The organism is Kineobactrum sediminis (assembly GCF_002868715.1).
Lineage (GTDB): Bacteria > Pseudomonadota > Gammaproteobacteria > Pseudomonadales > Halieaceae > Kineobactrum > Kineobactrum sediminis.
The window spans coordinates 118,390-140,485 of record NZ_PKLZ01000003.1 but is presented as its reverse complement, the minus strand read 5'-3'; the positions used below and the strand labels follow the sequence as shown (position 1 = coordinate 140,485).

General features: G+C 60.8%; 23 protein-coding genes and 1 riboswitch. Of the genes, 7 read left to right on the top strand and 16 right to left on the bottom strand.

The genetic code is table 11. The features are described from left to right. Nucleotides 1–12: 12 nt before the first annotated feature. Genes sppA through arsC form a run of 4 tightly spaced genes read right to left on the bottom strand, consistent with a single transcriptional unit; the run spans nucleotide 13 to nucleotide 3,185 of the window. Nucleotides 13–1,851 (bottom strand): signal peptide peptidase SppA, encoded by a 1,839-nt coding sequence (gene sppA, locus CWI75_RS05980; protein WP_101520580.1) that lies wholly within the window; start codon nucleotides 1,849–1,851, stop codon nucleotides 13–15. Beyond that, entirely contained in the window at nucleotides 1,844–2,239 is a 396-nt protein-coding gene (locus CWI75_RS05975) for a DUF2069 domain-containing protein (protein ID WP_101520579.1), read from the bottom strand. The genes sppA and CWI75_RS05975 overlap by 8 nt, the downstream gene beginning before the upstream one ends. Beyond that, the gene (gene wrbA, locus CWI75_RS05970) at nucleotides 2,236–2,835 is read right to left on the bottom strand and encodes an NAD(P)H:quinone oxidoreductase (protein ID WP_101520578.1); all 600 of its coding nucleotides are present in this window, start codon (nucleotides 2,833–2,835) and stop codon (nucleotides 2,236–2,238) included. The genes CWI75_RS05975 and wrbA overlap by 4 nt, the downstream gene beginning before the upstream one ends. Further along, nucleotides 2,835–3,185 (bottom strand): arsenate reductase (glutaredoxin), encoded by a 351-nt coding sequence (arsC, locus tag CWI75_RS05965; RefSeq protein ID WP_101520577.1) that lies wholly within the window; start codon nucleotides 3,183–3,185, stop codon nucleotides 2,835–2,837. Before arsC ends, wrbA begins: the two co-directional genes overlap by 1 nt. Before the next feature lie 98 nt (nucleotides 3,186–3,283). Between arsC and CWI75_RS05960 the strand changes: the two genes are divergently transcribed. Next, a complete protein-coding gene (locus tag CWI75_RS05960; RefSeq protein WP_241521091.1) occupies nucleotides 3,284–3,733 on the top strand; it encodes a TlpA family protein disulfide reductase in 450 nt (149 codons plus the stop codon). Between the two features lie 49 nt (nucleotides 3,734–3,782). Here CWI75_RS05960 and sat read toward each other — a convergent pair whose 3' ends face one another. From sat to CWI75_RS05925, 7 genes are all read right to left on the bottom strand, one after another. Then, a complete protein-coding gene (gene sat, locus CWI75_RS05955; RefSeq protein ID WP_101520575.1) occupies nucleotides 3,783–4,964 on the bottom strand; it encodes a sulfate adenylyltransferase in 1,182 nt (393 codons plus the stop codon). Between the two features lie 36 nt (nucleotides 4,965–5,000). Beyond that, nucleotides 5,001–5,618, bottom strand: coding sequence for an adenylyl-sulfate kinase (gene cysC / locus CWI75_RS05950; RefSeq protein ID WP_101520988.1), 618 nt, complete (start codon nucleotides 5,616–5,618; stop codon nucleotides 5,001–5,003). Between the two features lie 74 nt (nucleotides 5,619–5,692). After that, nucleotides 5,693–6,862, bottom strand: coding sequence for a sulfotransferase family protein (locus tag CWI75_RS05945; RefSeq protein WP_101520574.1), 1,170 nt, complete (start codon nucleotides 6,860–6,862; stop codon nucleotides 5,693–5,695). After that, nucleotides 6,855–7,979 (bottom strand): DUF1214 domain-containing protein, encoded by a 1,125-nt coding sequence (locus CWI75_RS05940; protein WP_101520573.1) that lies wholly within the window; start codon nucleotides 7,977–7,979, stop codon nucleotides 6,855–6,857. Before CWI75_RS05940 ends, CWI75_RS05945 begins: the two co-directional genes overlap by 8 nt. Before the next feature lie 62 nt (nucleotides 7,980–8,041). Beyond that, complete coding sequence (locus tag CWI75_RS05935) at nucleotides 8,042–8,977, bottom strand: NAD-dependent epimerase/dehydratase family protein (protein ID WP_175580198.1); 936 nt, start codon at nucleotides 8,975–8,977, stop codon at nucleotides 8,042–8,044. Nucleotides 8,978–9,053: 76 nt separating this feature from the next. Then, nucleotides 9,054–9,695 carry a carbonate dehydratase gene (can, locus tag CWI75_RS05930; RefSeq protein WP_101520572.1) on the bottom strand — a complete coding sequence of 214 codons (642 nt, stop codon included), beginning with the start codon at nucleotides 9,693–9,695 and terminating at the stop codon, nucleotides 9,054–9,056. A gap of 19 nt (nucleotides 9,696–9,714) precedes the next feature. Further along, the gene (locus CWI75_RS05925; protein ID WP_101520571.1) at nucleotides 9,715–10,863 is read right to left on the bottom strand and encodes a GGDEF domain-containing protein; all 1,149 of its coding nucleotides are present in this window, start codon (nucleotides 10,861–10,863) and stop codon (nucleotides 9,715–9,717) included. A 135-nt stretch (nucleotides 10,864–10,998) separates the two neighbouring features. Beyond that, nucleotides 10,999–11,100, top strand: a riboswitch (TPP riboswitch). Between the two features lie 53 nt (nucleotides 11,101–11,153). On the opposite strand from CWI75_RS05925, the gene CWI75_RS05920 reads away from it, so the two are divergent. From CWI75_RS05920 to CWI75_RS05905, 4 genes are read left to right on the top strand one after another with little or no spacing between them, the layout of a single operon-like run. After that, nucleotides 11,154–13,307 carry a TonB-dependent receptor gene (locus CWI75_RS05920; protein ID WP_101520570.1) on the top strand — a complete coding sequence of 718 codons (2,154 nt, stop codon included), beginning with the start codon at nucleotides 11,154–11,156 and terminating at the stop codon, nucleotides 13,305–13,307. A gap of 12 nt (nucleotides 13,308–13,319) precedes the next feature. Beyond that, nucleotides 13,320–13,568 carry a YkoF family thiamine/hydroxymethylpyrimidine-binding protein gene (locus CWI75_RS05915; protein WP_101520569.1) on the top strand — a complete coding sequence of 83 codons (249 nt, stop codon included), beginning with the start codon at nucleotides 13,320–13,322 and terminating at the stop codon, nucleotides 13,566–13,568. Next, the gene (gene pnuC / locus CWI75_RS05910) at nucleotides 13,569–14,207 is read left to right on the top strand and encodes a nicotinamide riboside transporter PnuC (RefSeq protein ID WP_101520568.1); all 639 of its coding nucleotides are present in this window, start codon (nucleotides 13,569–13,571) and stop codon (nucleotides 14,205–14,207) included. Then, nucleotides 14,174–15,055 carry a phosphotransferase gene (locus tag CWI75_RS05905; protein WP_101520567.1) on the top strand — a complete coding sequence of 294 codons (882 nt, stop codon included), beginning with the start codon at nucleotides 14,174–14,176 and terminating at the stop codon, nucleotides 15,053–15,055. Before pnuC ends, CWI75_RS05905 begins: the two co-directional genes overlap by 34 nt. A 9-nt stretch (nucleotides 15,056–15,064) precedes the next feature. Here CWI75_RS05905 and CWI75_RS05900 read toward each other — a convergent pair whose 3' ends face one another. Further along, entirely contained in the window at nucleotides 15,065–15,547 is a 483-nt protein-coding gene (locus CWI75_RS05900; protein WP_101520566.1) for a YajQ family cyclic di-GMP-binding protein, read from the bottom strand. Between the two features lie 83 nt (nucleotides 15,548–15,630). Here CWI75_RS05900 and CWI75_RS05895 point away from each other — a divergent pair, with 83 nt between their 5' ends. Further along, nucleotides 15,631–16,572: a 2-dehydropantoate 2-reductase gene (locus CWI75_RS05895; RefSeq protein ID WP_101520565.1), complete on the top strand. Its 942-nt coding sequence runs from the start codon at nucleotides 15,631–15,633 to the stop codon at nucleotides 16,570–16,572. 5 nt (nucleotides 16,573–16,577) lie between these two features. Here CWI75_RS05895 and CWI75_RS05890 read toward each other — a convergent pair whose 3' ends face one another. The 4 genes from CWI75_RS05890 to ampD all read right to left on the bottom strand — a co-directional run bounded on the left by CWI75_RS05890 (nucleotide 16,578) and on the right by ampD (nucleotide 21,113). After that, nucleotides 16,578–18,011: a serine/threonine-protein kinase gene (locus CWI75_RS05890; protein WP_162300004.1), complete on the bottom strand. Its 1,434-nt coding sequence runs from the start codon at nucleotides 18,009–18,011 to the stop codon at nucleotides 16,578–16,580. Next, the gene (locus CWI75_RS05885; RefSeq protein WP_101520563.1) at nucleotides 18,001–19,578 is read right to left on the bottom strand and encodes a sigma 54-interacting transcriptional regulator; all 1,578 of its coding nucleotides are present in this window, start codon (nucleotides 19,576–19,578) and stop codon (nucleotides 18,001–18,003) included. Before CWI75_RS05885 ends, CWI75_RS05890 begins: the two co-directional genes overlap by 11 nt. Before the next feature lie 132 nt (nucleotides 19,579–19,710). Beyond that, nucleotides 19,711–20,550, bottom strand: coding sequence for a regulatory signaling modulator protein AmpE (gene ampE, locus CWI75_RS05880; RefSeq protein WP_101520562.1), 840 nt, complete (start codon nucleotides 20,548–20,550; stop codon nucleotides 19,711–19,713). Then, nucleotides 20,547–21,113, bottom strand: a complete 567-nt coding sequence (gene ampD / locus CWI75_RS05875; protein WP_101520561.1) for a 1,6-anhydro-N-acetylmuramyl-L-alanine amidase AmpD — start codon at nucleotides 21,111–21,113, stop codon at nucleotides 20,547–20,549. The genes ampE and ampD overlap by 4 nt, the downstream gene beginning before the upstream one ends. A gap of 136 nt (nucleotides 21,114–21,249) precedes the next feature. Here ampD and nadC point away from each other — a divergent pair, with 136 nt between their 5' ends. Then, nucleotides 21,250–22,089 (top strand): carboxylating nicotinate-nucleotide diphosphorylase, encoded by an 840-nt coding sequence (gene nadC, locus CWI75_RS05870; protein WP_101520986.1) that lies wholly within the window; start codon nucleotides 21,250–21,252, stop codon nucleotides 22,087–22,089. Nucleotides 22,090–22,096: the final 7 nt, after the last annotated feature.

Below are 22,096 nucleotides of genomic sequence, written 5' to 3'. Positions count from 1 at the left end.
GCCCTGGCCCGACTAAGGCACCGCGCTACAGGACAGGCAACGCATGTACAGGTACCCCGGGTCATTCAGCTCCAGCAGCGCCTGCGCGGCGCGGGACAAGGGTTGAATAAGCTGCTGTACGTTGCTGTTCACTGGAAACAGCGACTCAATGCCCGCCCGGGATAACAATTGCTGCAGCAGCAGATCCCGGGGCGAGAGGGGCTGGTGTACATAATCCACCTTGTACTCCTCCAGGCCCGCCAGCGTCGCTGCTGCCGCGATTGCCTGCCGCAAAGAACCCAGCTCGTCGACAAGGCCCACCCGCTGTGCATCCGCCGCACTCCAGACCCTGCCCTCGGCTACCTCGCGAACCTGCTCAACACTCATGCCACGGCCTTCCGCAACCAGCTCGACGAAATTGCGATAGGTGAACTCCACCGTGTTCTCTAGCGACCTGGCCAGCTGCGGGTTCAGCGGCCTGTCCAGGCGGAGTGAACCCGCCAGTTCGGTAGTGCCCACCCCATCGGTATGAACGCCGACACGATCCAGCAATTGCTCGAAGGTCGGAAACGCCACAAACACACCGATACTGCCGGTGAGGGTTGCCGGGGTGGCCCAGATTTCATCCGCCTCTGCGGCAATATAATAGCCTCCGGAGGCGGCGACCGAACCCATCGACACCACAACGGGCATGCCCTGCTCGCGCACCTCCGCCACCGCCTGGCGAATACGCTCGGAGGCCATCACGCTGCCGCCACCGCTGTTCACCCGCAATACGATGGCCCTGACGCCCTCAGCATCCGCCGTCTGCCGCAGCAGGCGCGACAGGGTGTCAGCACCGATCACTCCCGGCGGTTGCTCACCGGGCATGATGTTGCCCACTGCAGTCACCACCGCAATCCGCTCGCCGCTCATCCGGGTTAAAGAGGACGGCCGTTTGCGGGCAACATAGCGCTCGAACATCACCGCCTCATAAAAACCCTGGTCGTCCGTGGCACCGACCACACCCGCCAGGTACTCATTGGCATCGCGACGCGACATCAGCCTGTCGACAAGACCCTGCTCCAGGGCCAGCCCGGCGCTGTCGCCGTCAATCGCTGCCAGTAGCTCGGCATAATTGTTGATATAGGCATTCACCGCACCGGCAGGGAGTTGCCGCCGCTCCTCCACCAGGCCGGTATAACGACCCCACAAATCCTCCAGCCAGCGCTCGGTTATCTCTTTCTCCTGCTCGGACATGTCGTTCCTGAGGAACGGCTCGGCCATGGATTTATGTTCACCCGCCTTGAACACGTGCATTGAAACCGACAGTTTTTCCAGCGCTTCACGGAAGTGATTACGGTAACTGGCGAATCCTTCCAGTGGTACCGCACCCATCGGGTGCAGAATTACTTCATCGGACTGGCTGGCCAGCAGGTACTGGTCCTGGCTGAAATAATCGCCCATCGCCATCACCGGCTTGCCACTGGCCTTGAAGGCATCCAGCGCCTCGGCTATCTCGAGATGCTTGCTGATACCAGAGGACACCATGAAATCCAGTTCCATCACCAGGGAGGTAATGGCCGGGTCCGTGCGCGCATAGTTGATCGCGTCCACGACATCGCGCAATAGCACCTCCCTGGAACCGGGGGCCGCCTGGCCAAACAGGGCCTGGAGGGGTTGTGCAGGCGATTTTTCGTCTACCAGGGTGCCGTTGAGATTCAGTAGCAGCGCCGCCCGCTCGGGCACGGGTTTCTGTTCACCACTGAAATACAGCAGGTAGATAACCACCAGCAATACCAGGAACAGAATGTTCGACAACGCCAGGCGAAGCCAGGTCAAAGCGCGCCAGAAACCGGAAAACAGGCGCCGTAGCAGGGAAGGCTTACTCATGGGACAACTCCTTGTTGTTTTCCGCAGTGGCGGCACGCAGTTCCTGTGCACGCCAGCGCACATAGAACATGGCGCTAAGAAACAGTATGGTCACTGCGGCAAGACCCAGCCAGGGCAGCAGCTGATCGGGGGTCGCGAACACGCGCTCCACCAGGGCAATAAAGTACAGCAGGGTGACAAAACACAGCCAGATAAAACTGCGCAGGCTGTCCCGGCGCATACCCGGCAAAAACGCCAGTAGCGGCAGCAACGTCCCCAACCAGATAATCCACGGCGGCTGGGTAAGTACGAGGTTGCTGGTTTGCTGTGCCAGCAGCAGGCCCCAGCTCACCCAGGTCAGTCGCCACGCCTGCAGGCTCAGGCCCTTTCTCGCTGTGACGGGGCTCATGCTGCCAACCCCAGGCCCAGCCGAGCGACCCGTTTGCCCAGGGCGCGACAGAGGGCGCTCTCCTCGTCATCCAGCTTACGGGCGTTGTCCGGCCCGGCCCAGTGCGAGGCGCCGTAAGGGGTGCCGCCGGAGCGGCTGGTCATCAGGCCGGCCTCGCTGTAAGGCAGGCCGACCAGTACCATGCCGTGATGCAGCAATGGCAGCATCATGCTGAGCAGGGTGCTTTCCTGGCCGCCGTGCAAACTGGAGGTGGAAGTGAAAACGGCGGCGGGCTTGTCGATCATGGCGCCACTGAGCCAGAGCCCGGCAGTCTGGTCGAGACAATACTTGAGAGGCGACGCCATGTTACCAAAGCGAGTAGGACTGCCCAGCACCAGGCCGGCACAGTCCCGCAGGTCTTCAGGCTCGCAATACAGAGGGCCGGTCGCCGGGATTTCGTCCTCGGTTTGTTCGCATACGGGAGAGATGGCGGGCACCGTCCGCAATCGCGCACTGATACCCGCAACGGTTTCCACTCCCCGGGCCACCTGCCCCGCCATGTCGGCAGTGGCACCATGACGGCTGTAATAAAGCACCAGGATATAGGGGGCAGACATCAGCGCAGCAACTCCAGCACCTTTTCCGGGGGCCGCCCCAGGACGGCCCTGTCGCCGTGCACAAGGACAGGACGCTCAATCAGCCTAGGCTCAGCAGCCATTGCCTCCAGCAGTTCGGTCTCAGTACTATCCGTACTCAGACCTGCTTCCCGGTAAGCGGCCTCTCCCCGCCGGATCAATTGTGCAGCAGACAGTTCAAGCTTGCGCAACAGCTGTTTCAACCCGGCAACCGTCGGCGGGTTGTCGAGATAGAGAATCACAGCAGGCTCGATGCCGTGCTCCCGCACCAGTGCCAGCGCGGCCCTTGACTTGGAACAGCGGGGGTTGTGGTAAATCACATACTCACTCAAGACGGAATCCTTACAAACGGCAAAACCCACATTATAGCAAAAGGCATCTGTGGGGCGCCGCCCTCAAATCGTGTCATAATGGCCTGATGAAAACGTCTTTGAAATCGCTTCGCGTCGCTACCGCTCTCCTCCTGCTCCTGGCCCTCGCCGGCTGTGAGCCCGAACCCCGGGATAACGCTGCCCTGTTCAAGAGCCTCCACGGGCAATGGATCGTTATCAATTACTGGGCACAGTGGTGCAAGCCCTGCATCAAGGAGATCCCGGAGCTCAATGCGCTTGATGAAAATCATGCCGACATTACAGTGCTCGGGGTTAATTATGATGGCGCCACCGGTGATGACCTGGCGGCGCAGATAGCCACTTTCGGCGTCAGCTTCCAGACCCTGGCGGAGGATCCGGCAGCGCTGCTGGGCGTACCGCGGCCCATCGTTCTCCCGACAACGCTGATCATAAACCCCCAGGGCGAGCTGGTGAACTCACTGGTCGGCCCCCAGACCCTGGAATCCCTGCGGGCCGCCACGGTAGAGCAGGAGGGGCCCGCCACGTAACCTGCTCCGCCGGTGAGGCTCTTACAGGCCTGCACCGGCGTATCTATCGCTACAGGCTCTGGTAGTAATCCATCAGGATCCGCGCCACTTCCGGTCGGGAAAATTCAGCGGGTGGCGCGATCCCATTGCCCAGCATCTCCCGTACCTTGGTACCCGACAGCAGTACAAAGTCTTCGGGGCTGTGGTCCGGGGCGTCGCGCATCATCACTACCCGATCCAGTTTCTTGCTGTAAGCGGTGTGATCGGCGCGATAGATCTGTAGTTCCAGAGCGCCCTCGGGTACCTCTTCATCGAACACGGTCTGGGCGTCGAAACCTCCGTAATAATCACCGACACCGGCATGATCGCGGCCCACGATCAGGTGACTGCAGCCACTGTTCTGGCGGAATACAGCATGCAGTACCGCCTCCCGGGGCCCTGCATAGAGCATGTCAAAACCGTAACCGGTCACCATCACCGTATTGGCCGGAAAATACACGTCGACCATCTTGCGGATTGACGCATCGCGCACGTCCGCGGGAATATCGCCCGGCTTCAGTTTGCCCAGCAGCATGTGAATCAGGATACCGTCGGCACCGAGATCCTCCATAGCCATCCGGCACAGCTCCTCGTGGGCGCGGTGCATGGGATTCCGGGTCTGGAAAGCCACCACTTTTTCCCAGCCACGACTGGCGATCTCTTCGCGAATCTCCACCGCGGTACGGAACGTATCGGGGAAATCCTCCTTGAAGTAGGAAAAGCCGAGCACCTCTATCGGGCCGGAAACCAGGTTGCGACCCAGGGCCCTGAAGGTTGCGACACCGGGATGCGCCGGGTCCAGGGTACGAAAGACTTTTTCGGCGACCCGATCCATCTGCTCGTCGTTTACAACTTCCACGGCATCGACGGTCATTATTGCCAGCACCGGCTCGCCTTCCACATTGGGATCGCGCAACGCGATGCGGCTGCCCGCGACGATATCCTCAGCCTCAGTCAGGTTGACGATCGGTACCGGCCAGAACAGGCCATCAACGGTCTGCAGCTTTTCCGCCACACTGAGCATGTCGGCCAGGTTCATGAAACCGTCGAGGGGGTTGAAATAGCCCGCACCCAACATGACCGCGTTCGCCGCCGCTGCAGAGTTGAGTAGCAGCGAAGGCAGCGTTGCAGCTTCCGCCAGCAGCGCTTCGCGCCTGGCATCGTCGGCCACGTAAAGGGGGTGCAGCTCCGCGGAGCCGTGGGGTTTGATCATGGTGTTCTCCGTTCGTATTCCGGTTCCAGTTCAGTCTCAGGCGTTGATGATGCCGCGTTCGCGCAACTCGCCCAGAATCATGTCCACTTCTTCGGTCAGGCTCTGTTGATCCGAGTGCAAGTGAATCTCCGGCTTCCAGGGAGACTCATAGGGATCATCAATGCCGGTAAAATTCTTGATTTCGCCGGCGCGCGCTTTTTTGTACAGGCCCTTGGGGTCGCGCGATTCCGCGGCTTCCAGGGAGCAATCGACAAAGACCTCGATAAAATCCATGCCAGCCGCTTCGTGAAGCTCCCGTACCTGGTTGCGGTCGGCGGCATAGGGGCTGATGAAACTGCTCAACGCGATCACTCCGGAATCGGCAAAAAGCTTGGCGATCTCACCAATCCGACGGATGTTCTCGGTACGATCCTCGGCACTGAAACCCAGATTGCGATTGATCCCCAGGCGCACATTATCGCCATCCAGCCGGTACGACAGCACGCCCAGCTCGTTAAGCCGCCCTTCAAGCTCTACCGCAACCGTGCTCTTGCCACTGCCGGACAAACCCGTGAACCACAGGGTTGCCCCTTTATGACCCAGTAACCGGGACCGATGTTCCCGGGTGATGTCACCTTCGTGCCAGTGCACGTTGGTTGCTTTCTGCTCTGCCATAACTCCACTCTCATTCACAAAATAATTTATCATGCCCTGGCGTCAAACCACCCAAGCCATTCCGGGCCACTGCGCTAAGGCTCGATAAAGGCCTCTCGGTACGCCTGGAACTGCGCCTTGAGACCTTCCTCGGACAAACCGAACTGGTCCAGCGTATAGGCGTGGGGCGGGCGCAATTCGCGACGATTGACGTCCTGCCACCGAGCCATTTCGGTGCTGGCGTCGGGCGTCAGCTCCATACCCAGAAACTCATAGACCCTGGCTATCTCCGCCAGCGGCTGGCTGACGGTATCGCGGAACCACAAATCCAGGAAATCGTCGTCACCGCGTTCGCGACGCACATCCAGGGTGTGTTGCAAACCGCGGGCAAACTTGCGCGCCCACTGCTGGCCAACCACTACCGGGTCGGCCGAATCCGAGTACACCTGCCAGACGTTGGCAATCATGCTCGCCAGCGAGGGAATGGTATCAACGGGGTCGCGATGGGATTGCACTATACGCGCATCCGGGAAAACCTTGAAGACCAAATCCATATAGTGGAGGTGATGCGGCGCCTTCAGCGCCCAGCGCTCGCCGGGTTGGCCGCTGCGTTTTTTCTGCCACTGCAGGAACTGCAGCAGTAACTTCAGGTATTCATAGCCTACCGTGTGATCCTGGGCCTCTATCCAGGCATCAAAGGTGGGCACATTGGCGAGCGCCTGGATATTGAAGCTGTAGAACGACTGCTCCAGCAGCATAATGTCCTCATCCGGCTCCATTGCATCCAGCGGATGTACCGACAGTAATTCGGGATTACTGTCGATCATCATTTTCACTTCGGCTTTGGCCTCCCGGATCCGGCGATCACCGGCGGCGGTGAAATCCCAATCCAGGTCGGGGCACGGAAAGCGCACTTCGTACCAGAGTGGCGCATAGAGCCGCTGATCTGCGGCGATGGTGCGGTGCAACATCGTGGTACCCGTGCGCGGCAGGCCCACGATCACCAGCGGCGCTACAATAACTTCGTCGCGAATCTCCGGATAGCGTCTCAGCCACTCCTGAACCCGCAGGCGCGTACTGAGGATATCCACCATGCGCTGAAGCATGGCCGGACGGCCAAGGGCGTTGAGGTCGGCCTCGTGTTCGAGCGACCACAGCAGGCGCTCCAGTGGTTCCCGATAACTGTCGTCGCCAAAATCTTCAAGCCCGTCTACGGCACGGGCAGCGGCCACCAGCACATCGGCATCAAATTGCAGTTCAGTCATGTGCCGGGACCCCCTCAGCCATCAGCAATTGCAAAGGTATCACCTGCGTGTGCACGGGCGGGTAATCGGTGCTCTCCACGTAACGCAGCAGCATGCTGCCACCGAGGTGGCCGGCGGTGGTCAGCCAATTGGGAAAGGCATCGCCGGGGTTGTGTGCGGATACCACGATACGCACGCGGCCATCGGCTTCCAGCACCGCACTACTGCGGTTAACGCTGATGCGATGGAATCGGTAGTCCAGGGACTCCATCCAGAAATTGGAAAGCTGGAAGTTCCAGGTACGGCACTGCTCCGGCGGCGTGAATTCGATGATCAGCGCCTCGTCCGGCGCCAGCTGCCAGTAACTGTTGTGATAATAAATGGAGGGGTCGCCGCCCGCACGCAGGCACATCTGCTGGTCGTTGGGCGGCAACTGGTTGATGTGTTTGGCAAAGCCGTTCATCCATTCCCGAAACAGGCCCGCGGTACCGGTAACAAAGGGCACCACGCGCGCCAGCTGGGCGGCAAACTGCTCCGGGTCAAGGACGGCCTCATCCACCGGGTCCAGACACTCAATCTGCAATTCCACCTTGCGTTCCCGGCGACGGTCGCGAAAGGTCTGCCGCACCAGGATATTATCGGATTCCGGCTCCATGGGTAGCCAGTTGCCCGGCTGGGGAGTGGCGCTCACCAGCAGCTCAAAGTCGCCCCCGGGCTGGAGTTCAAGATCCGCCAATGCCACGTGCCCGGTGGGGGCCATGGCACCCTGGCCGGCAAAGGAGCCGGCCTTGGTCTCGATACTGAGGTATTCCACCGCGCCCACATTGCCGGTAATACGATAGCTGCGATGGCCATCGACCGCACAATTCTGGTAAAAGTTATCCGGGTTATCGTTACCGATTTTGGCCGTCTCATGGGACAGGGAGTAAAACTGCGGGAATCGGGGATCGGCAAACTCCAGGTTTTTTTCCAGGCTCAAACGCAGCAAACGGGTGAGATAGCGAAAACCCTCGGCTCTGCTGAGGTCGTCTTCGGGTGTGCCGGGAGCCAGGATTTCGGCGCCGGCGCTTTTCAGTGATTCACAAAAGTCGAGCCAGAGCTCGCCATTGCGCAGCGCGTCCAGATCAGATGTTGGCATATTGATCGCCTCCCGGATAAATTCGATTAGTGGTCACAACAGGGATGATGGCCTGGGGTGTCTCACCCATGGTCCGGCTTGAGCAACTCCGGTGCCAGGGCGGTCACCATACGCACAATACCTTCGCGCCAGGGTATCCGGGTAGGGCCGATCAGTTGATGCATCCGCGTGGTATCAATTGCCAGACTACCGAAGGCCTGTTCGGACTCGCGGAATACCGGCTCAAAGCCGGTGAGCTCCTGTAACCAGGCGCACCACGCCTCGATACTCACAGCTTCGGAACCCCCGTAATTGACAGTCGTCGCATCGACGCTCGCCGCGCCCAGCAAGAAAGGCAGTTTTTCCAGGTAATCGTCAACGTGCAATAGATTGTAGCTGTTGGGCCGCTCGGGATGGATATCAATTGGCACACCCGCCTGCATCATCAACAGGTGATACCAGGGCCAGCCGCCGTTGTCACCGTAGGGCACGCTCAGGCGCGCAATGGTAGCGGGAATGCCGAACTGCTTCGCGGTGAAGCGACACACGGTTTCAGCCGCGATCTTGCTGATACTGTAGGTGGGGAACATGGCGCGGTGATTGTCACCCAGGGGGGAGTCTTCGCTTCGCGGCTCGTGACCCGCATATTGATAGACCGCAGTGGATGAAAGGTGCAGGAAAGCCCTGGCATTGCGGCAATGCAGCATCAGGCGGCCCACGCCTTCGGCATTGGCCGCGAGGTCATAGTCAAAACTGTCGGTTTTGACTACCGCGAAATTAAGGACATAATCAAAGTCATCGGCAAGCCCCTGTAACGATGCCGGATCCGCCAGATCCGCCTGCAGGCATTGCACGCCGGCCGCTTCCAGCCGCTCGCGTTGGGCATTGTCACTGAAGCGCGCCAGCGCGACTATTTCCGCCTGGTCCGCCCAGGCATCAATAACCGGCCCTGCCACCTGGCCGGTGGGGCCCGTTATAAGAATTTTACTACCCTTGATTGTTACTGGCTGGACTGGCATGTGGCACCTCTGCGGGGATTAACGATCGTCACAGTGTACCCGGCCAACGACAGTGTTTGATCACCCATTCGGGCTATTATTCCTGGTCCGGCAACACTCGGTAGACATCTGAAATCTGCCGGGCACTGCTGACGGTGCATTCCAGATCGGTAATCAGGCCATCCTTGAGGCTGTAGATCCAGCCATGCACGGACAACTCCTGGCCGCGGCTCCAGGCATTCTGCACGATGGTGGTATGGCAGACATTCGATGCCTGGCTCATTACATTCAGTTCACACAGCAGATCGATCCTGGCGTCGTCGTCTTCCAGGGCAGCGATCCGGCGACGGTGCCGATGTTGCACATCCTTGACGTTGCGCAGCCAGTTATCGATCAGGCCATTATCGCGGTTCTCGTAGGCCGCGCGCACGCCGCCGCAGTTATAGTGGCCGACTACCAGTACATGCTTGACCTGGAGTACATCCACTGCATACTGGAGTACCGTGAGGCAATTGAAATCCGTATGCACCACCATATTGGCCACATTACGGTGTACAAATACTTCCCCGGGCAACAGGCCCACAATCTGGTTGGCCGGCACCCGGCTATCGGAGCAGCCAATCCAGAGGTATTCGGGGCTTTGCTGATTTGCCAGTTTCTGGAAAAAGTCCGGATCGGAGGTCTTTACGCTGTGGGCCCAGGCCCTGTTCTTGTTGAACAATTCATCTATACCACTCAATTGCCTGGTGACTCCGTATTCAGATCATTAGGGTTGAAAGCCGGGATACGTTCACCTGGTTGCCATTTCCCGCGGTTGACATCTGTACCGCCCGAGACCCGGCGGTCTGTATTTGCTTCGCCAGTTGCGCCATATCCACCGCAGGATACTGGTGCGGCTCCCAGGTTACCAGGCCGATACTGAGCGTGACCTGCAAAACCGCCCCGCGACCATCGTCAACCAGAAACTCCTCGATATCCTTGCGCAAGCGCTCGGCTACCTCGCTGGCAGAAGCTTCCCCGGTACCCGTCAGTAGTACTGCAAGCCGGGAGTCTGACAGGCGCGCCAGGTAATCCGTTGCCCGCAGGCCGGAGGACACCCGCTCCGTTACTTTTTTCAGCACAAAGCGTCCGGCTATTTCACCGTAGTGCTGGTAGAGCTCTTCGAACTCATCGATTTCTATCATCAGCGTGGTCAGCGATTGGTCCGCACGCCGCGCCCGGGCAATCTCCCGGGCGATGTCCTTCTCGAAGCCGCGCAAATTGCTGATCTGGGTAAGCGGATCAAGCATGGTGAGCTGGGATATCTGCTGCCGGCTGACCGCGTTCTTGAACGCCACCGACAGTAATGCCGCCACATGCTCAACCAGGGCCACTTCCGAGGAATTGGGGGTAACCGTTACCGGCGCATCCGAGAAGCCACAGTGGAAGCTGCCCATGAGCCGACCGGCGTCGGTAAGCGGCAGCAACAGCGCATGCTGGATCGTCTGGTCGCCCTTGAGGATATCAAACATGCGCGAGTCGGTGGCGTCGATCAATTTCACCGCCGGCTCAAGATCATACAATTCCTGCATGTCGAACATGTCGTGGTAAAGATTGAGATACTCACCGTAGCGATCCGCCGAGGTGATCAGGCCCGCCAGCACATGTTCGGGATCGTACAGCCACAGTTCCGTCACCCGGAAACCGAAGTGCCGGGGGGCACTCACCAGCAAAACCTCAAGCAACGCCTGCAAATCGGGGGCTTCCATCACCATGCGCTGCAACTGCAGGGCCCGGGTGAACAGGTAGTCATTCAGCGTGGTCGACTGGGAGAACTGCTGTTGCCTGACATCTGCAATACACTCAGCGGGCGGCGCTCCCTCAATCTCTTCCCGTGGGAGGTCCTCGTATACAAACTTGTCAGTCATGCGCGGTTCTCAATCTGTCAACGGGTTAAACCGGAAGCCAGACAAATATTATTGTTGGCATCCTAGTGTAAGCCTCCTATACTGGCGATGCAAACCTGAAGCGCCTTGCAAATACAGTTCAACTGGCCTTCATCTTTGCCTACCTGGGGGTGGCTTCGGCCTGAGATACCGCATGCGGTGAACCCTTTGAACCTGATCCGGTTAGAACCGGCGTAGGGATAGGTGCTCACCTGCTATCGCCTTCCAAGCGCACGTACCGGGTCTCCCTGCAACAATCAACATGGAGACTCATGATGAATATTTCCCGTAAAAAACACCTGGCATTGTCGCTGACGCCGCTGCTGTGCGCACCGCTGGCGTGGAGCAGTGAACTTGAAGAAATTCGAGTGACCGCGGATTTTCGCCAGACCGCCGCGGCACTTTATCCCGCCAGTCTGACAGTGGTGGATGCCACGACCATAAAGGATCGCGCTGCCCAGCACCTTGAAGAGGTGCTCAATCTCGCTCCCAACGTTAATTTTGCCGCCGGTGCATCGCGCAGTCGTTATCTGCAGATCCGTGGTATCGGCGAGCGCAGCCAGTTTGTAGATCCGATCAATCCCTCAGTGGGCCTGACCATTGATAACATTAATTTTTCCGGGATAGGCAATGCCGCCACCCTGTTCGACGTCGAGCAGGTAGAAGTGCTGCGCGGCCCCCAGGGCACACGCTTTGGCGCCTACGGCCTGGCCGGCATGGTAAATATCGTGTCGGCGGCCCCCACTGAAGCGTTCGAGGGATTGCTCAAGGCGGGAATTGGTAACTACGATGGCCGCGAGCTCGGCGCTGTCGTAAGCGGTGGCCTTGCGGAAAACCTGCAGGGACGACTGGCCCTTCAGCAATACGCAAGTGATGGCTTTATTCGCAATGATTTCCTGGGCCGGGACGATACCGGTGAGCGCGACGAAAAAATGGCCCGGGGCAGGCTGCGCTGGCAAGCCAGTGACAACCTGACAGTGGACAGCACCGTCTTTTACATTGATGTCGACAACGGCTACGACCACTTTTCCCTGGATAACAATCGTCGCACACTGTCCGATGAACCCGGGCGCGATCGCCAGGAAACGGTAGCGCTGGGCGTTACCGGCACCTGGACCGGCAATGACCACTTTTCACTCGCGGCGACCGTGGCCATTGAACACTCGGACCTGGAGTACGGGTATGACGAGGACTGGACCAATACCGAAATTTGCGACGGCCTGGCCTGTGACAGCGCGCTGTGGGGGTTTGACTGGTGGTATTCCAGCACCGATAACTACCAGCGTGATCGCGAGGCGCAGGAACTGGATATACGTTTGGTTTCCAGTGACGACGGAAAACTGTTCAACACCGTGGACTGGACAGCGGGTGTGTATTTCTACAACAAGAACGAAGACCTGGTTCGCGACTACTTCAACTTTGACCGGGGCGAAGAAAGCCGTTTCACCAATGCCTATGATACCCGTCACCTGGCACTGTACGGACAATTGGCCGCGCCCCTGAGCGATCAGCTGACGCTCACGATCGGCGGCAGGGTAGAAGATTTCAGCGCCCGTTACAGAGACAGTCGCGCGGTGGCATCAAGCCCGAACGAAACCCTGTGGGGCGGGGAGATCAACCTGGAGTACCAGCTCGACGCATCCACGGTGTTGTACGGCCTGGTCTCCCGCGGCTTCAAGGCAGGCGGCGTTAACGGCGAAGCCCTGGGCCGTGCCGAAGAAAAGAATTTTGATGACAGCGTCATTGCCTTTCTCAGTGAGCGGCTGGCCTTTGAAACCGAAGTCGCGCGCAATGCGGAGATCGGTTACAAGGGGGCTTACCTGGACGGGCGCTGGGAATTACGCGCGGCACTGTTTTACATGGAGCGCGATGACGTTCAGCTGCGGGGCTGGTACAACGATGGGCCACTCTTTGTAGGTTACATCGACAATGGTTCATCGGGCAGGAACCAGGGCATGGAGCTGGAAACCACGGTTGCCGTCAACGATGACCTGGAGCTCTTTGCCGGCATCGGCTACCTGGATACGCGAATCGAGGATTTCCTGATCCTGGAGGGCTCGACCCTGGTGAACAAAAGTGGCCGGGACCAGGCCCACGCACCCAACTACCAGTACAATGTTGGCGCGCGGTGGTCCATTGCCGAGAATCTTGGTGTGCGCGTTGATGTGGAGGGTCGCGACAGCTTTTACTTTTCCGACAGCCACGACCGGCAATCCTCCGCTTACACACTGTTGCATGCGAGCCTTGATTACCGCATCAATAATATCGACCTGAAACTCTGGGGACGGAATCTCACCGACCGTGATTACGCGGTGAGGGGCTTTTATTTCCCCAACGACCCCCGGGAGTTTTACGAGGATGACACCGCCTATATCCAGCTGGCGGACCCACGAACCTATGGCCTCAGTGCCACCTACAACTTTTAGGAGCCGACAATCATGATGCTGAGTGCAGAAATTACGCTCTATCCGCTGCAGGATGACTACCTGCCGGTCATAAAGGCTTTTCTTGAGCAGCTCAAGGAAAAAGGCGCAGTCACGTTCCAGACATTTCCCACCTGCACAGTGATGATGGGGGACTATGACCTGGTGCTGAAGACTATTGGGGAGATGATGCGCTGGAGCCACGAAACCCACGGCAAAGGTGTCTTTGTGGTGAAGTTCCTGCCCGGTTATGAGGCTCTCTGATTGCAGGCCCTGCTCGACGCCATAGCCGGGGGAGTCATTGCGCTGTCCACCTGGGAGGCCGCCGCGGTCATCCTGGGTATCGCCTACCTGCTGCTGGCGATGCGCCAGAGCCTGTGGTGCTGGTATGCGGCCTTTGGCAGCACCGCCATCTATCTCTGGGTGTTCTGGGAAGTGAACCTGCTGATGGAGTCGGTGCTGCAGTTGTACTACCTGGCGATGGCCGTTTACGGCTGGCAGCAGTGGCGCGGTGGTGGCCGGCCCGCCGGCAACGACATGGCCGGTGAGGTGCCGGAGCAGACGCTCGCCATCAGTTCCTGGCGCATGCGCAGCCATCTGTATGCGGTTGGCGCGGTGCTCGTGATCAGTGCGGTCAGCGGTGCGCTGCTGGCTCGCTATACCGAGGCCGCCCTGCCCTACCTGGACTCCTTTACCACCTGGGGAAGCATTCTGACCACCTGGATGGTGGCGCGCAAAATACTCGAAAACTGGCTTTACTGGCTGGTCATCGATTCGGCGGCCATCTACCTTTACCTGGAGCGCGGGTTGCTGTTGACCGCGGGCCTGTTCATGATCTATCTGGTAATCGTGATTTTCGGGTACCTGCAATGGCAAAAACACTACCGCGCCCAATTCGCCTGAGGCTGGAACAGTCGCTGGGCCAATGGCGCCAGTGGGAACTGCAACCAGAACCGGGGGCACCTCCCGTATTGCTTGAGCCCCTGGGCCAGGGGCTAAGCAATCACAGCTTTCTGGTCGCCGCCGACCAACATAAACTGGTGCTGCGCCTGGACGGCGCCAGCCCGCTCGCCAATGGCCTGAGCCGCCAGGCCGAATGGCGGGTGCTCCAGCACGCCCATGCCGCCGGCATCGCACCCCGGCCACGCTACTGCAATCCCGAGCTCGGTGTATTGGTCTGTGACCACCTGCCGTCGCAGAGCCGGGAGACAGAAAGCCTGGCCGACCTGGGGGGCCTGCTTCGCACCATTCACGGCCTGCCGGCCATTCACCTGCGCCTGGATCCGGGCGAACGCTGCAAACGCTATGAGCACGCCCTGCGGGCCGCCGACAATCCCGGCTGGGCCCGGTTGGCCCCGCTGGAGCCCGCGATGGGTCGACTGTTAGCCCGGGCGGAAGCGCTGGCAGGTCCGGCGGTGCTCTGCCATAACGACCTGCTGCGGGCCAATCGCCTGTACAGCGATGGTCGCCTGTGGGCGGTAGATTGGGAATACGCAGCCATGGGGTCGGCCTGGTTTGACCTGGCGGCGGTTATCGCCGGGGACGAGTGGCATCCGCCCGCGGCCACCACCCTGCTCGAGCATTACCTGCTGCGACCGCCACTGGCGAGCGAGATAGAGGCGCTGGCGGTGTATGACTGCGTCTACCGATACCTGGAGTTACTCTGGTATACGCTGTACCCGAACACCCTATCCGTTCACCATCGGGAGCAAAAACAGGCCACTCTGGCGAGCCGCCTGTCGGCACTGTAAGGGCCTGTTTCAGTCACGAAAATTACTGAACTGCAGCGGCACATCAACCGGGCTGTCCCGCAGCAGCGCTATCGCCTCCTGCAGGTCATCGCGTTTCTTGCCGGTAACCCGTACCTGGTCGCCCTGGATCTGCGCCTGCACCTTGAGTTTGGCGTCCTTGAGTGTCTTGACGATGGTCTTGCACTGGGCGCTGTCCAGACCGTGTCGCAGGGTAACCGCCTGGCGGACCAGCTTGCCTGAACCCACGGGATCACCCACCTCCATTGCGCCAGGATCTATATCACACTTGATCAGCGCACTGCGCAGCATGTCCTGCATCTGGTCCAGCTGGAATTCCGCCTCGGCGTGCAGGGTAATGGTGCGCTCCTCGCGCTCAAAGCCTGCGTCTACTCCTTTAAAGTCGAATCGATTGGCAACGATCCGCGAGACCTGGTCAACGGCATTGGTCAACTGGTGAAGGTCGACTTCCGATACAACATCAAAAGATGGCATAGTGTACTTCCCCGATCCGGTAAACGTTAAGGAACCCCATGTTAGTGTGCCAGCGTCGCTTTGCAATCCCCGGGCACAACTGATTGGCAGCGCCGCGCCATTGGCACGTACTGGGCGCCGGTGCGATCGGCTGCCTGTTCGCAAGCCTGTTACAGCAGGCCGGCGCGCGCTGCACGCTGTTGCTGCGCGATGATGATCCTGCGCTGGAGACGGGCGAGACCGTTATTACGGTACGTAGCGACGGGCAGTGCACTACCCGGACCTTCCCTGTGTCAGCCTGCCACGAAGCCGACTCGATCCGGCACTTGCTGGTGACCACCAAAGCCTATGATGTGGTGCCGGCGGTGGCGAGTGTCGGTCACCGCCTCAGCAGTAACAGTACCGTAGTACTGTTGGCCAACGGGCTGGGCTTTCAGGAGACACTCGCCGGCCGCTGGCCCACGCTTGATTACTATAGCGCAACCACCACCGAGGGCGTTTTCCGGGAAGCGACACGCAGTATCTGCCACGCGGGCCGCGGCCAGACCCTCATCGGCCAACCGGGGCGAACCGTGGCGCCGGACTGGTTCAGCGACTGGCAGGCCCTGGCCATCGACTGCAGCTGGGCACAGGACATCGAGCAGGCGCTGTGGCGCAAGCTCGCCATCAACTGCGCCATCAACCCCCTCACCGCACTCCATCATTGCCGCAACGGCGAACTGGCCACGAACCCGGCACTGGCATTGGAAGTACGGGCGCTGTGCGCTGAAATCGAGACCATCGGCACTGCCGCCGGGCAGGTTGCTGCGGTGGAGCACCTGCGGGAACAAGTGGCCGCAGTCATTACCGGTACCGCCAATAACCGGTCTTCGATGCTGCAGGACGTGGCCGCGGGCCGGGAGACTGAAATTGATTATCTTTCGGGTTATCTGGTCAGGGTGGCCAATGGCCTGGGCCTGCCGGCCCCGCGCAACGCGGCGATGCTTGACGCCGTCCGCGCACTTTCTGCAACCGTCCAGGCACAGGGACCCGGAGTCTCGCGGTAAGTCGGCTAATGACCCCCGCCATAAAGCTCGTTAACCGCCAGGGCGATCAGCTCATGCCAATGCGCGGCGGGTGCGTCCGGCACCAGCAATACCTGGCGATAGCGCTGCCAGTTTTCTGCCCTGCGCTCCAGCCCCAGTACGCACAGCGCCTGTTGGCAGGACAGGGAAATCAGCAACTGCTCCGGTGGTGGCGGCCGACGCAGGGCCTCCAGGCTATTGTCGAGGGTTGTCGAACGAAAGCCGGGAGCTTCGCCCGTGAACACCAGGGTCGGGGCCACCTGCAGCGACAAATCCCGCACCTGCTCCAATAGCCAGGGGTCTACCCGGTCAGCCGGGAGTGGGCTGGCCGCGCTGATCGCCAGCTGCGGCATGGGCACATGCACCCGATGGGCGCGCGGCCACAGTGCCACCAGCAGCAGCCCCAGGCAGGTCAGCACTGCGCCACCACCGACCAGCCAGTGACGGCGACGCCAGTCGCGCCCCACCCCGAACAACGCCCACTGTCCGGCCCGCAAGGGCATTCGCGAGCGCCCCTGGTTGCGCAATCCAGCCGGAATCTGCAGCGGCTGCTCGGTGGCAGCCTCCTCGCGAAATGCGGCCCGGGCTTCATCACCCAGAGGATAATGCAATCGCCGGGGAGCCTGCGCGGCAATGTCGTGAAGCCGTCTGCGTACCTCGTGGGTATTGTGTGGCCGCTCGGCGGGATCTTTTGCCAGCAGCTGCGCAACCAACGTTACCAGGTCTTCAGGCAACGGCGTTCCATCCGCCAGCGTGGCCGGCAACGGTGGTGCCGCGATCTTCGATATTGCCTGGTTATCAACGATGCCGTTGCGCATGAAAGGGTGCCATCCGGCCAGCATGCGAAACAGCAGGCATCCCAGTGCAAACAGGTCGGAGCGCACGTCCAGTGGCAAACCCTTCAACTGTTCGGGCGACACGCAGGAAGGACTACCGCCGCTGCGATGACTGTTTCCCTGGTTACCGGCAATACCAAAGTCAGTGAGGCGGATATGCCCGTCAGGGGCCACCAGCACATTACTGGGTTTCAGGTCACCGTGTACGATGCGCTGCTGGCGAACAAGCGCGATAGCGGCGGTGATTTCAGTGGCAATCGAGACAATGCTCGCCAGGGATAAATCGCCCTGGTCCAGCAACTCCTCAAGGTCACAGCCGGGTATATATTCCATCACCATGGCCAGGTGCTCGTCACCGACGATGACATCGTGCACCTTGACGATACGCGGGCTGTCGATAGCGGCCACCAGCTGTGCCTCGCGCAGCACCTGCTTGCGTTGCGCCCGGTCTGCGGGCAGTGGGTAAATCTTGACCGCGATACGACGCTGCAGGCGATCGTCATAACCCAGGAAAACGCTGCCCTGGCCACCCCGGCGCAGTAATCGCAGGATGCGATAGGGACCGACCCGATCCTCAATCGCCACGGGGGAGTCCCACGGCCGGCGCGCCCGGCAGCCCGGCGTTGCGCAGACGCGTGCGCAAGGCCACCCGCGATACCCGCAGGACCATCGCCGTTTTGCGAAGATCCCCGCCACTGGCGGCCAGCGCCTGCTGCAATTCCGCAACCGGCACCTGCCCGGCCAGGCGAAGGCCCAGGTCGGGAAGGCGGCGATACAGTGCCTGCCGACTGATACCGGTGCGACGGGCAGCCGCGGCCACTTCGTAGCGCTCTTGCTCCAGGAGCGCCCTGAGCGCGTCGTCACCAAGTTCAACCGGGGTGCTCTCCGGGCCCGCAGCGGGCTCGGCCACTTCCCCGGCAATTTGTTGCAGCAGGAATTCCGGCAGCGCAATACCACGGTTGCTGTCGAGTACGACCTGGCGAGCACAGTTGGCCAGCTCGCGAATGTTACCGGGCCAGGCATAGCGCTGGCAGCAATGAAACAACTCCGCCCACTGCGCTACCAGCAGGGAATCGGTGGGCGGCGCCGGCAATAATGAGTCGCAACCCGCGCTGTCGCAGGCCACGGCGAGGAGGTGACAGAACAGTTCACCAATGTCTTCCGGATGTTCGCGCAGCGGCGCCACGTGAATCTCTGCGCTGCCCAGGCGGTGACGCAGGGCGCTGCGAAAATTGCTGTCGGGACCATCGAGAGCGGCGTCGGTAGCCGATATGACGCGCACATCCACCCGCTGCAGCTTACCGCCGACCGGCTGCACTTCGCGCTCCTGCAGCGCTCGCAGTAACTGGGGCTGGACTTCGTCGGGCGTGTCACCTATTTCATCGAGAAACAGGCTGCCGCCATCGGCCTGCTGGAAGTAGCCTGTGCTGTTGCGCTCGGCTCCAGTGAAGGCGCCGCGAACACTGCCGAACAGCAGCGCCGGAGCAACCCCTACGGGTATTGCCGCCATGTTAACCGCGACCAGCGGGCCGCCGGCCCTGCTGCTGCCGGCATGCACCGCCCGCGCAACGAGCTCCTTGCCACTGCCGGTTTCACCGCGGACCAGCACGTCGAGATCACTGTCCGCGGCGCGGGCGATCTGGCCACGCAACGCCTGCATATAAAAACTGCTGCCGTACAGGCCCGCCACCGCAGCCGGTTCCGGACCGGTGAGTTGTGCCGGCAGCAACTGTTCCCGTAACAACAACACAACACTGTGCGCCAGTTGCAGGGTAACGCCACGGCGAAGCTCGTGCACATCCAGGTTGACGGTGTCTGCCAGCCAGTCTCCGTCAACCCGGCAGCGACATGCGTCCTCCAGGCGACTCACTACCAGGCCACCCGGGCGACGCTTCAATGCCAGCGCGCGACGACTGATATGAGGATCGTTCAAGGGTTCGGCAACAGCGGCTTCCGCTCGCGAAAACGCCGGCTGCTCACGGCCCAGCACCAGCCTTCTGGTGCCCGTATCGGGAACTGTCCAGGTTTCACCGATACGCGTGGTATCGGGATGAAAGGCAATGGTGATCACCAACCCCCGGCGTGCCCGACTCGCTGAGAGCCTGACAAAAACCGAAGGTAGTGTCGCATCCGTACGGGTATTTTCCGACATAGGCAAAACCTGGGCGCTGGTGGCTACCGTGGAATCAGCTCCAGTCTAACAGCATGCACGCCCCGGTGCGCACTACGGGCACATTTGACGTAACGGCGGCAACCAGTGCAATGGCTACCTACCGTGTTGCGCTCAACCCAGAATCGCAAACAGTGCGGCGGCGAGCACCCAGGCGACACCGCTGCGGCGCAGCAGGCCGGACAGCGCATCGACGTCCTCGGCCGCCTGCAGCAAAGGCGATTCGCGCGTCACTGGCGCAGCCGCGGCAACACCTACCGACTGCAGCAGCTGGCCGGCAGCGACGCTGGCATCGCCAACCATCGCCACCAGCGCGTCGCGGCTGCGGACAAAGTCTCCCGTCAGGACAAACGTGGCTGCGAGCAGGCGTGCCGGGACCCAGTCCAGCACCAGTAGCAGCCGGAGCACGGGGCCCTCCCGATTGGTCTCCCGATAGAGTTGCAGCAAGCGATAGCCCAGCGCAGCCGCCGGCCCCAGCAGAAAGAAAAAGAACACCACAGCAAACCAGCGTTGAAAGCCGTCGTAGAGCAGGCTCACCTGCACCTGCTGGTGCAGGTCAAACAGGGGCCGCTCCGGATCATTGTCGGTCGCGACCTCGACGCCAAGCTCTTCCCGGGCAAACAGCCAGGCACCCTCGCCATTGCCACGCTCACAGTAATCGCGATAACGCGCCATCAGCGCATGGAAATCGCCGCGCCCAAAGGCATACAGCAACAGCAAGACCGCCGCTATAATCCACAGCAGGCCGAACAGGAATGGGCGTAAAAGATCGAGAACCAGTGCCGCCAAAAGCACTGGCAGTCCCACCGTCAGCAACAGCTGTAGCCAGGGACCCAACTCGAAGCCCGCGGCGCGGCGCTGCCAGTCGAGCCACCAGCCATCCCGGTGCAACCACTCCTGGGAACCCCAAAGCTGGCGCACGGTGAAGGCAATGATAAAGGCGAGAAAAATCATCCGGTGTCTCCTGGCAGGACAAGGCCGGCGCGATAGCGTGGCCAGTCAAAAGTGGGCCCCGGGTCGGTCTTGCGTCCCGGGGCGATATCACAGTGGCCCGCTACCCGTTCCGGACCGAGCAGGGGATAATAGCCCAGCAGGGTGCGGCTCAGCGCGGCAAGGGATTCATACTGTGCATCACTGTAGGGGAATTCATCACAACCCTCCAGCTCAATGCCGATACTGAAATCATTGCAGTTATCGCGCCCCTGCCACCGGGAGACCCCGGCGTGCCAGGCGCGATCATCCACACTGACAAACTGCACCAGTTCGCCGCAACGGCGCACCAGGAAATGGGCAGAGACTTCCAGCCCGCGAATCTGCGCGAACCAGGGGTCTGCGTCCCAATCCAGGCAGTTGGTAAACAGTTGCTCAACTTCAGGCCCGCCAAAACAACCGGGTGGCAGGGAAATACTGTGGATAACAATCAGCTCCGGACCCACGCCGGACGGCCTTGCGCCAAAATTCGGCGAAGGCACCCGCCGCGCGCCCTGCAGCCATCCCTTACTGATTGTATACCCCATGCCACCACCCCCGGATTGACTCCATCATAATCGACCGCCGGCAGCCGTGCCATATTTCACCTCGGGCTTAACCGGGCCCGCTGAACGCTGCTACAATGCCGCCCCCACCACCCGTGACTACGGACGCCACTACCCCATGCCCGCGCTGACTGAACAGGATATACAGGATAATGTACGCACCGCTCTGGCGGAGGATATTGGCAGCGGTGATATTACGGCGGCGCTGATTCCCGCCGATGCTGTCGCAACCGCCCGCATTATCACCCGGGAGGATGGCGTACTGTGCGGGCGGGCCTGGGTGGATGAGGTGTTCCGGCAGGTGGACCCGGGGGTAACCCTGGACTGGTCGGCCGCGGACGGCGAGCACATCGGCGCCAATGACACCCTGTTTACTGCCAGCGGACCCGCCCGCAGCCTGCTCACCGCGGAGCGTACCGCACTCAATTTCCTGCAATTGCTGTCAGGCACGGCCACGCGCTGCAGCCATTACGCGAGCCTGGTGGCGGGCACCCGGGCACGCCTGCTGGATACCCGAAAAACCATTCCCGGACTGCGCAAGGCACAGAAATACGCGGTGCGCTGTGGCGGTTGCCACAATCACCGCATCGGCCTGTATGACGCCTTCCTGATCAAGGAAAACCACATCAATGCCTGTGGCGGAATTGCCGCGGCGGTGAGCCAGGCGCGCAGCACTGCGCCGGGCAAGCCGGTGGAGGTGGAGGTGGAAACCCTTGGTGAGCTGCAGCAGGCGCTGGCCGCGGGCTGCGACCGGGTGATGCTGGATAATTTTTCCCTTGCCGACATGCGCCAGGCCGTGGCATTGGTCGCGGACCAGCCCACCGAACTCGAGGCCTCGGGCAATATCACCCACGACACGTTGCGGGCGGTAGCCGACACCGGGGTAGATTACATTTCGATTGGCGCACTCACCAAGGACTGCAAGGCACTTGATCTGTCCATGCGCCTGCTGGACTGAAGCCCCA

Bases quoted from the DNA above. Each gene is read 5' to 3' on its own strand.
- wrbA (WP_101520578.1), bottom strand. From the start codon at position 2,835: ATGTCTGCCCCCTATATCCTGGTGCTTTATTACAGCCGTCATGGTGCC.
- CWI75_RS05915 (WP_101520569.1), top strand. From the start codon at position 13,320: ATGATGCTGAGTGCAGAAATTACGCTCTATCCGCTGCAGGATGACTAC.
- CWI75_RS05885 (WP_101520563.1), bottom strand. From the start codon at position 19,578: ATGTCGGAAAATACCCGTACGGATGCGACACTACCTTCGGTTTTTGTC.
- CWI75_RS05935 (WP_175580198.1), bottom strand. From the start codon at position 8,977: ATGCCAGTCCAGCCAGTAACAATCAAGGGTAGTAAAATTCTTATAACG.
- CWI75_RS05905 (WP_101520567.1), top strand. From the start codon at position 14,174: ATGGCAAAAACACTACCGCGCCCAATTCGCCTGAGGCTGGAACAGTCG.
- CWI75_RS05920 (WP_101520570.1), top strand. From the start codon at position 11,154: ATGATGAATATTTCCCGTAAAAAACACCTGGCATTGTCGCTGACGCCG.
- cysC (WP_101520988.1), bottom strand. From the start codon at position 5,618: ATGGCAGAGCAGAAAGCAACCAACGTGCACTGGCACGAAGGTGACATC.
- sppA (WP_101520580.1), bottom strand. From the start codon at position 1,851: ATGAGTAAGCCTTCCCTGCTACGGCGCCTGTTTTCCGGTTTCTGGCGC.
- CWI75_RS05975 (WP_101520579.1), bottom strand. From the start codon at position 2,239: ATGAGCCCCGTCACAGCGAGAAAGGGCCTGAGCCTGCAGGCGTGGCGA.
- CWI75_RS05900 (WP_101520566.1), bottom strand. From the start codon at position 15,547: ATGCCATCTTTTGATGTTGTATCGGAAGTCGACCTTCACCAGTTGACC.
- sat (WP_101520575.1), bottom strand. From the start codon at position 4,964: ATGATCAAACCCCACGGCTCCGCGGAGCTGCACCCCCTTTACGTGGCC.
- CWI75_RS05925 (WP_101520571.1), bottom strand. From the start codon at position 10,863: ATGACTGACAAGTTTGTATACGAGGACCTCCCACGGGAAGAGATTGAG.
- CWI75_RS05945 (WP_101520574.1), bottom strand. From the start codon at position 6,862: ATGACTGAACTGCAATTTGATGCCGATGTGCTGGTGGCCGCTGCCCGT.
- ampE (WP_101520562.1), bottom strand. From the start codon at position 20,550: ATGATTTTTCTCGCCTTTATCATTGCCTTCACCGTGCGCCAGCTTTGG.
- CWI75_RS05940 (WP_101520573.1), bottom strand. From the start codon at position 7,979: ATGCCAACATCTGATCTGGACGCGCTGCGCAATGGCGAGCTCTGGCTC.
- ampD (WP_101520561.1), bottom strand. From the start codon at position 21,113: ATGGGGTATACAATCAGTAAGGGATGGCTGCAGGGCGCGCGGCGGGTG.
- nadC (WP_101520986.1), top strand. From the start codon at position 21,250: ATGCCCGCGCTGACTGAACAGGATATACAGGATAATGTACGCACCGCT.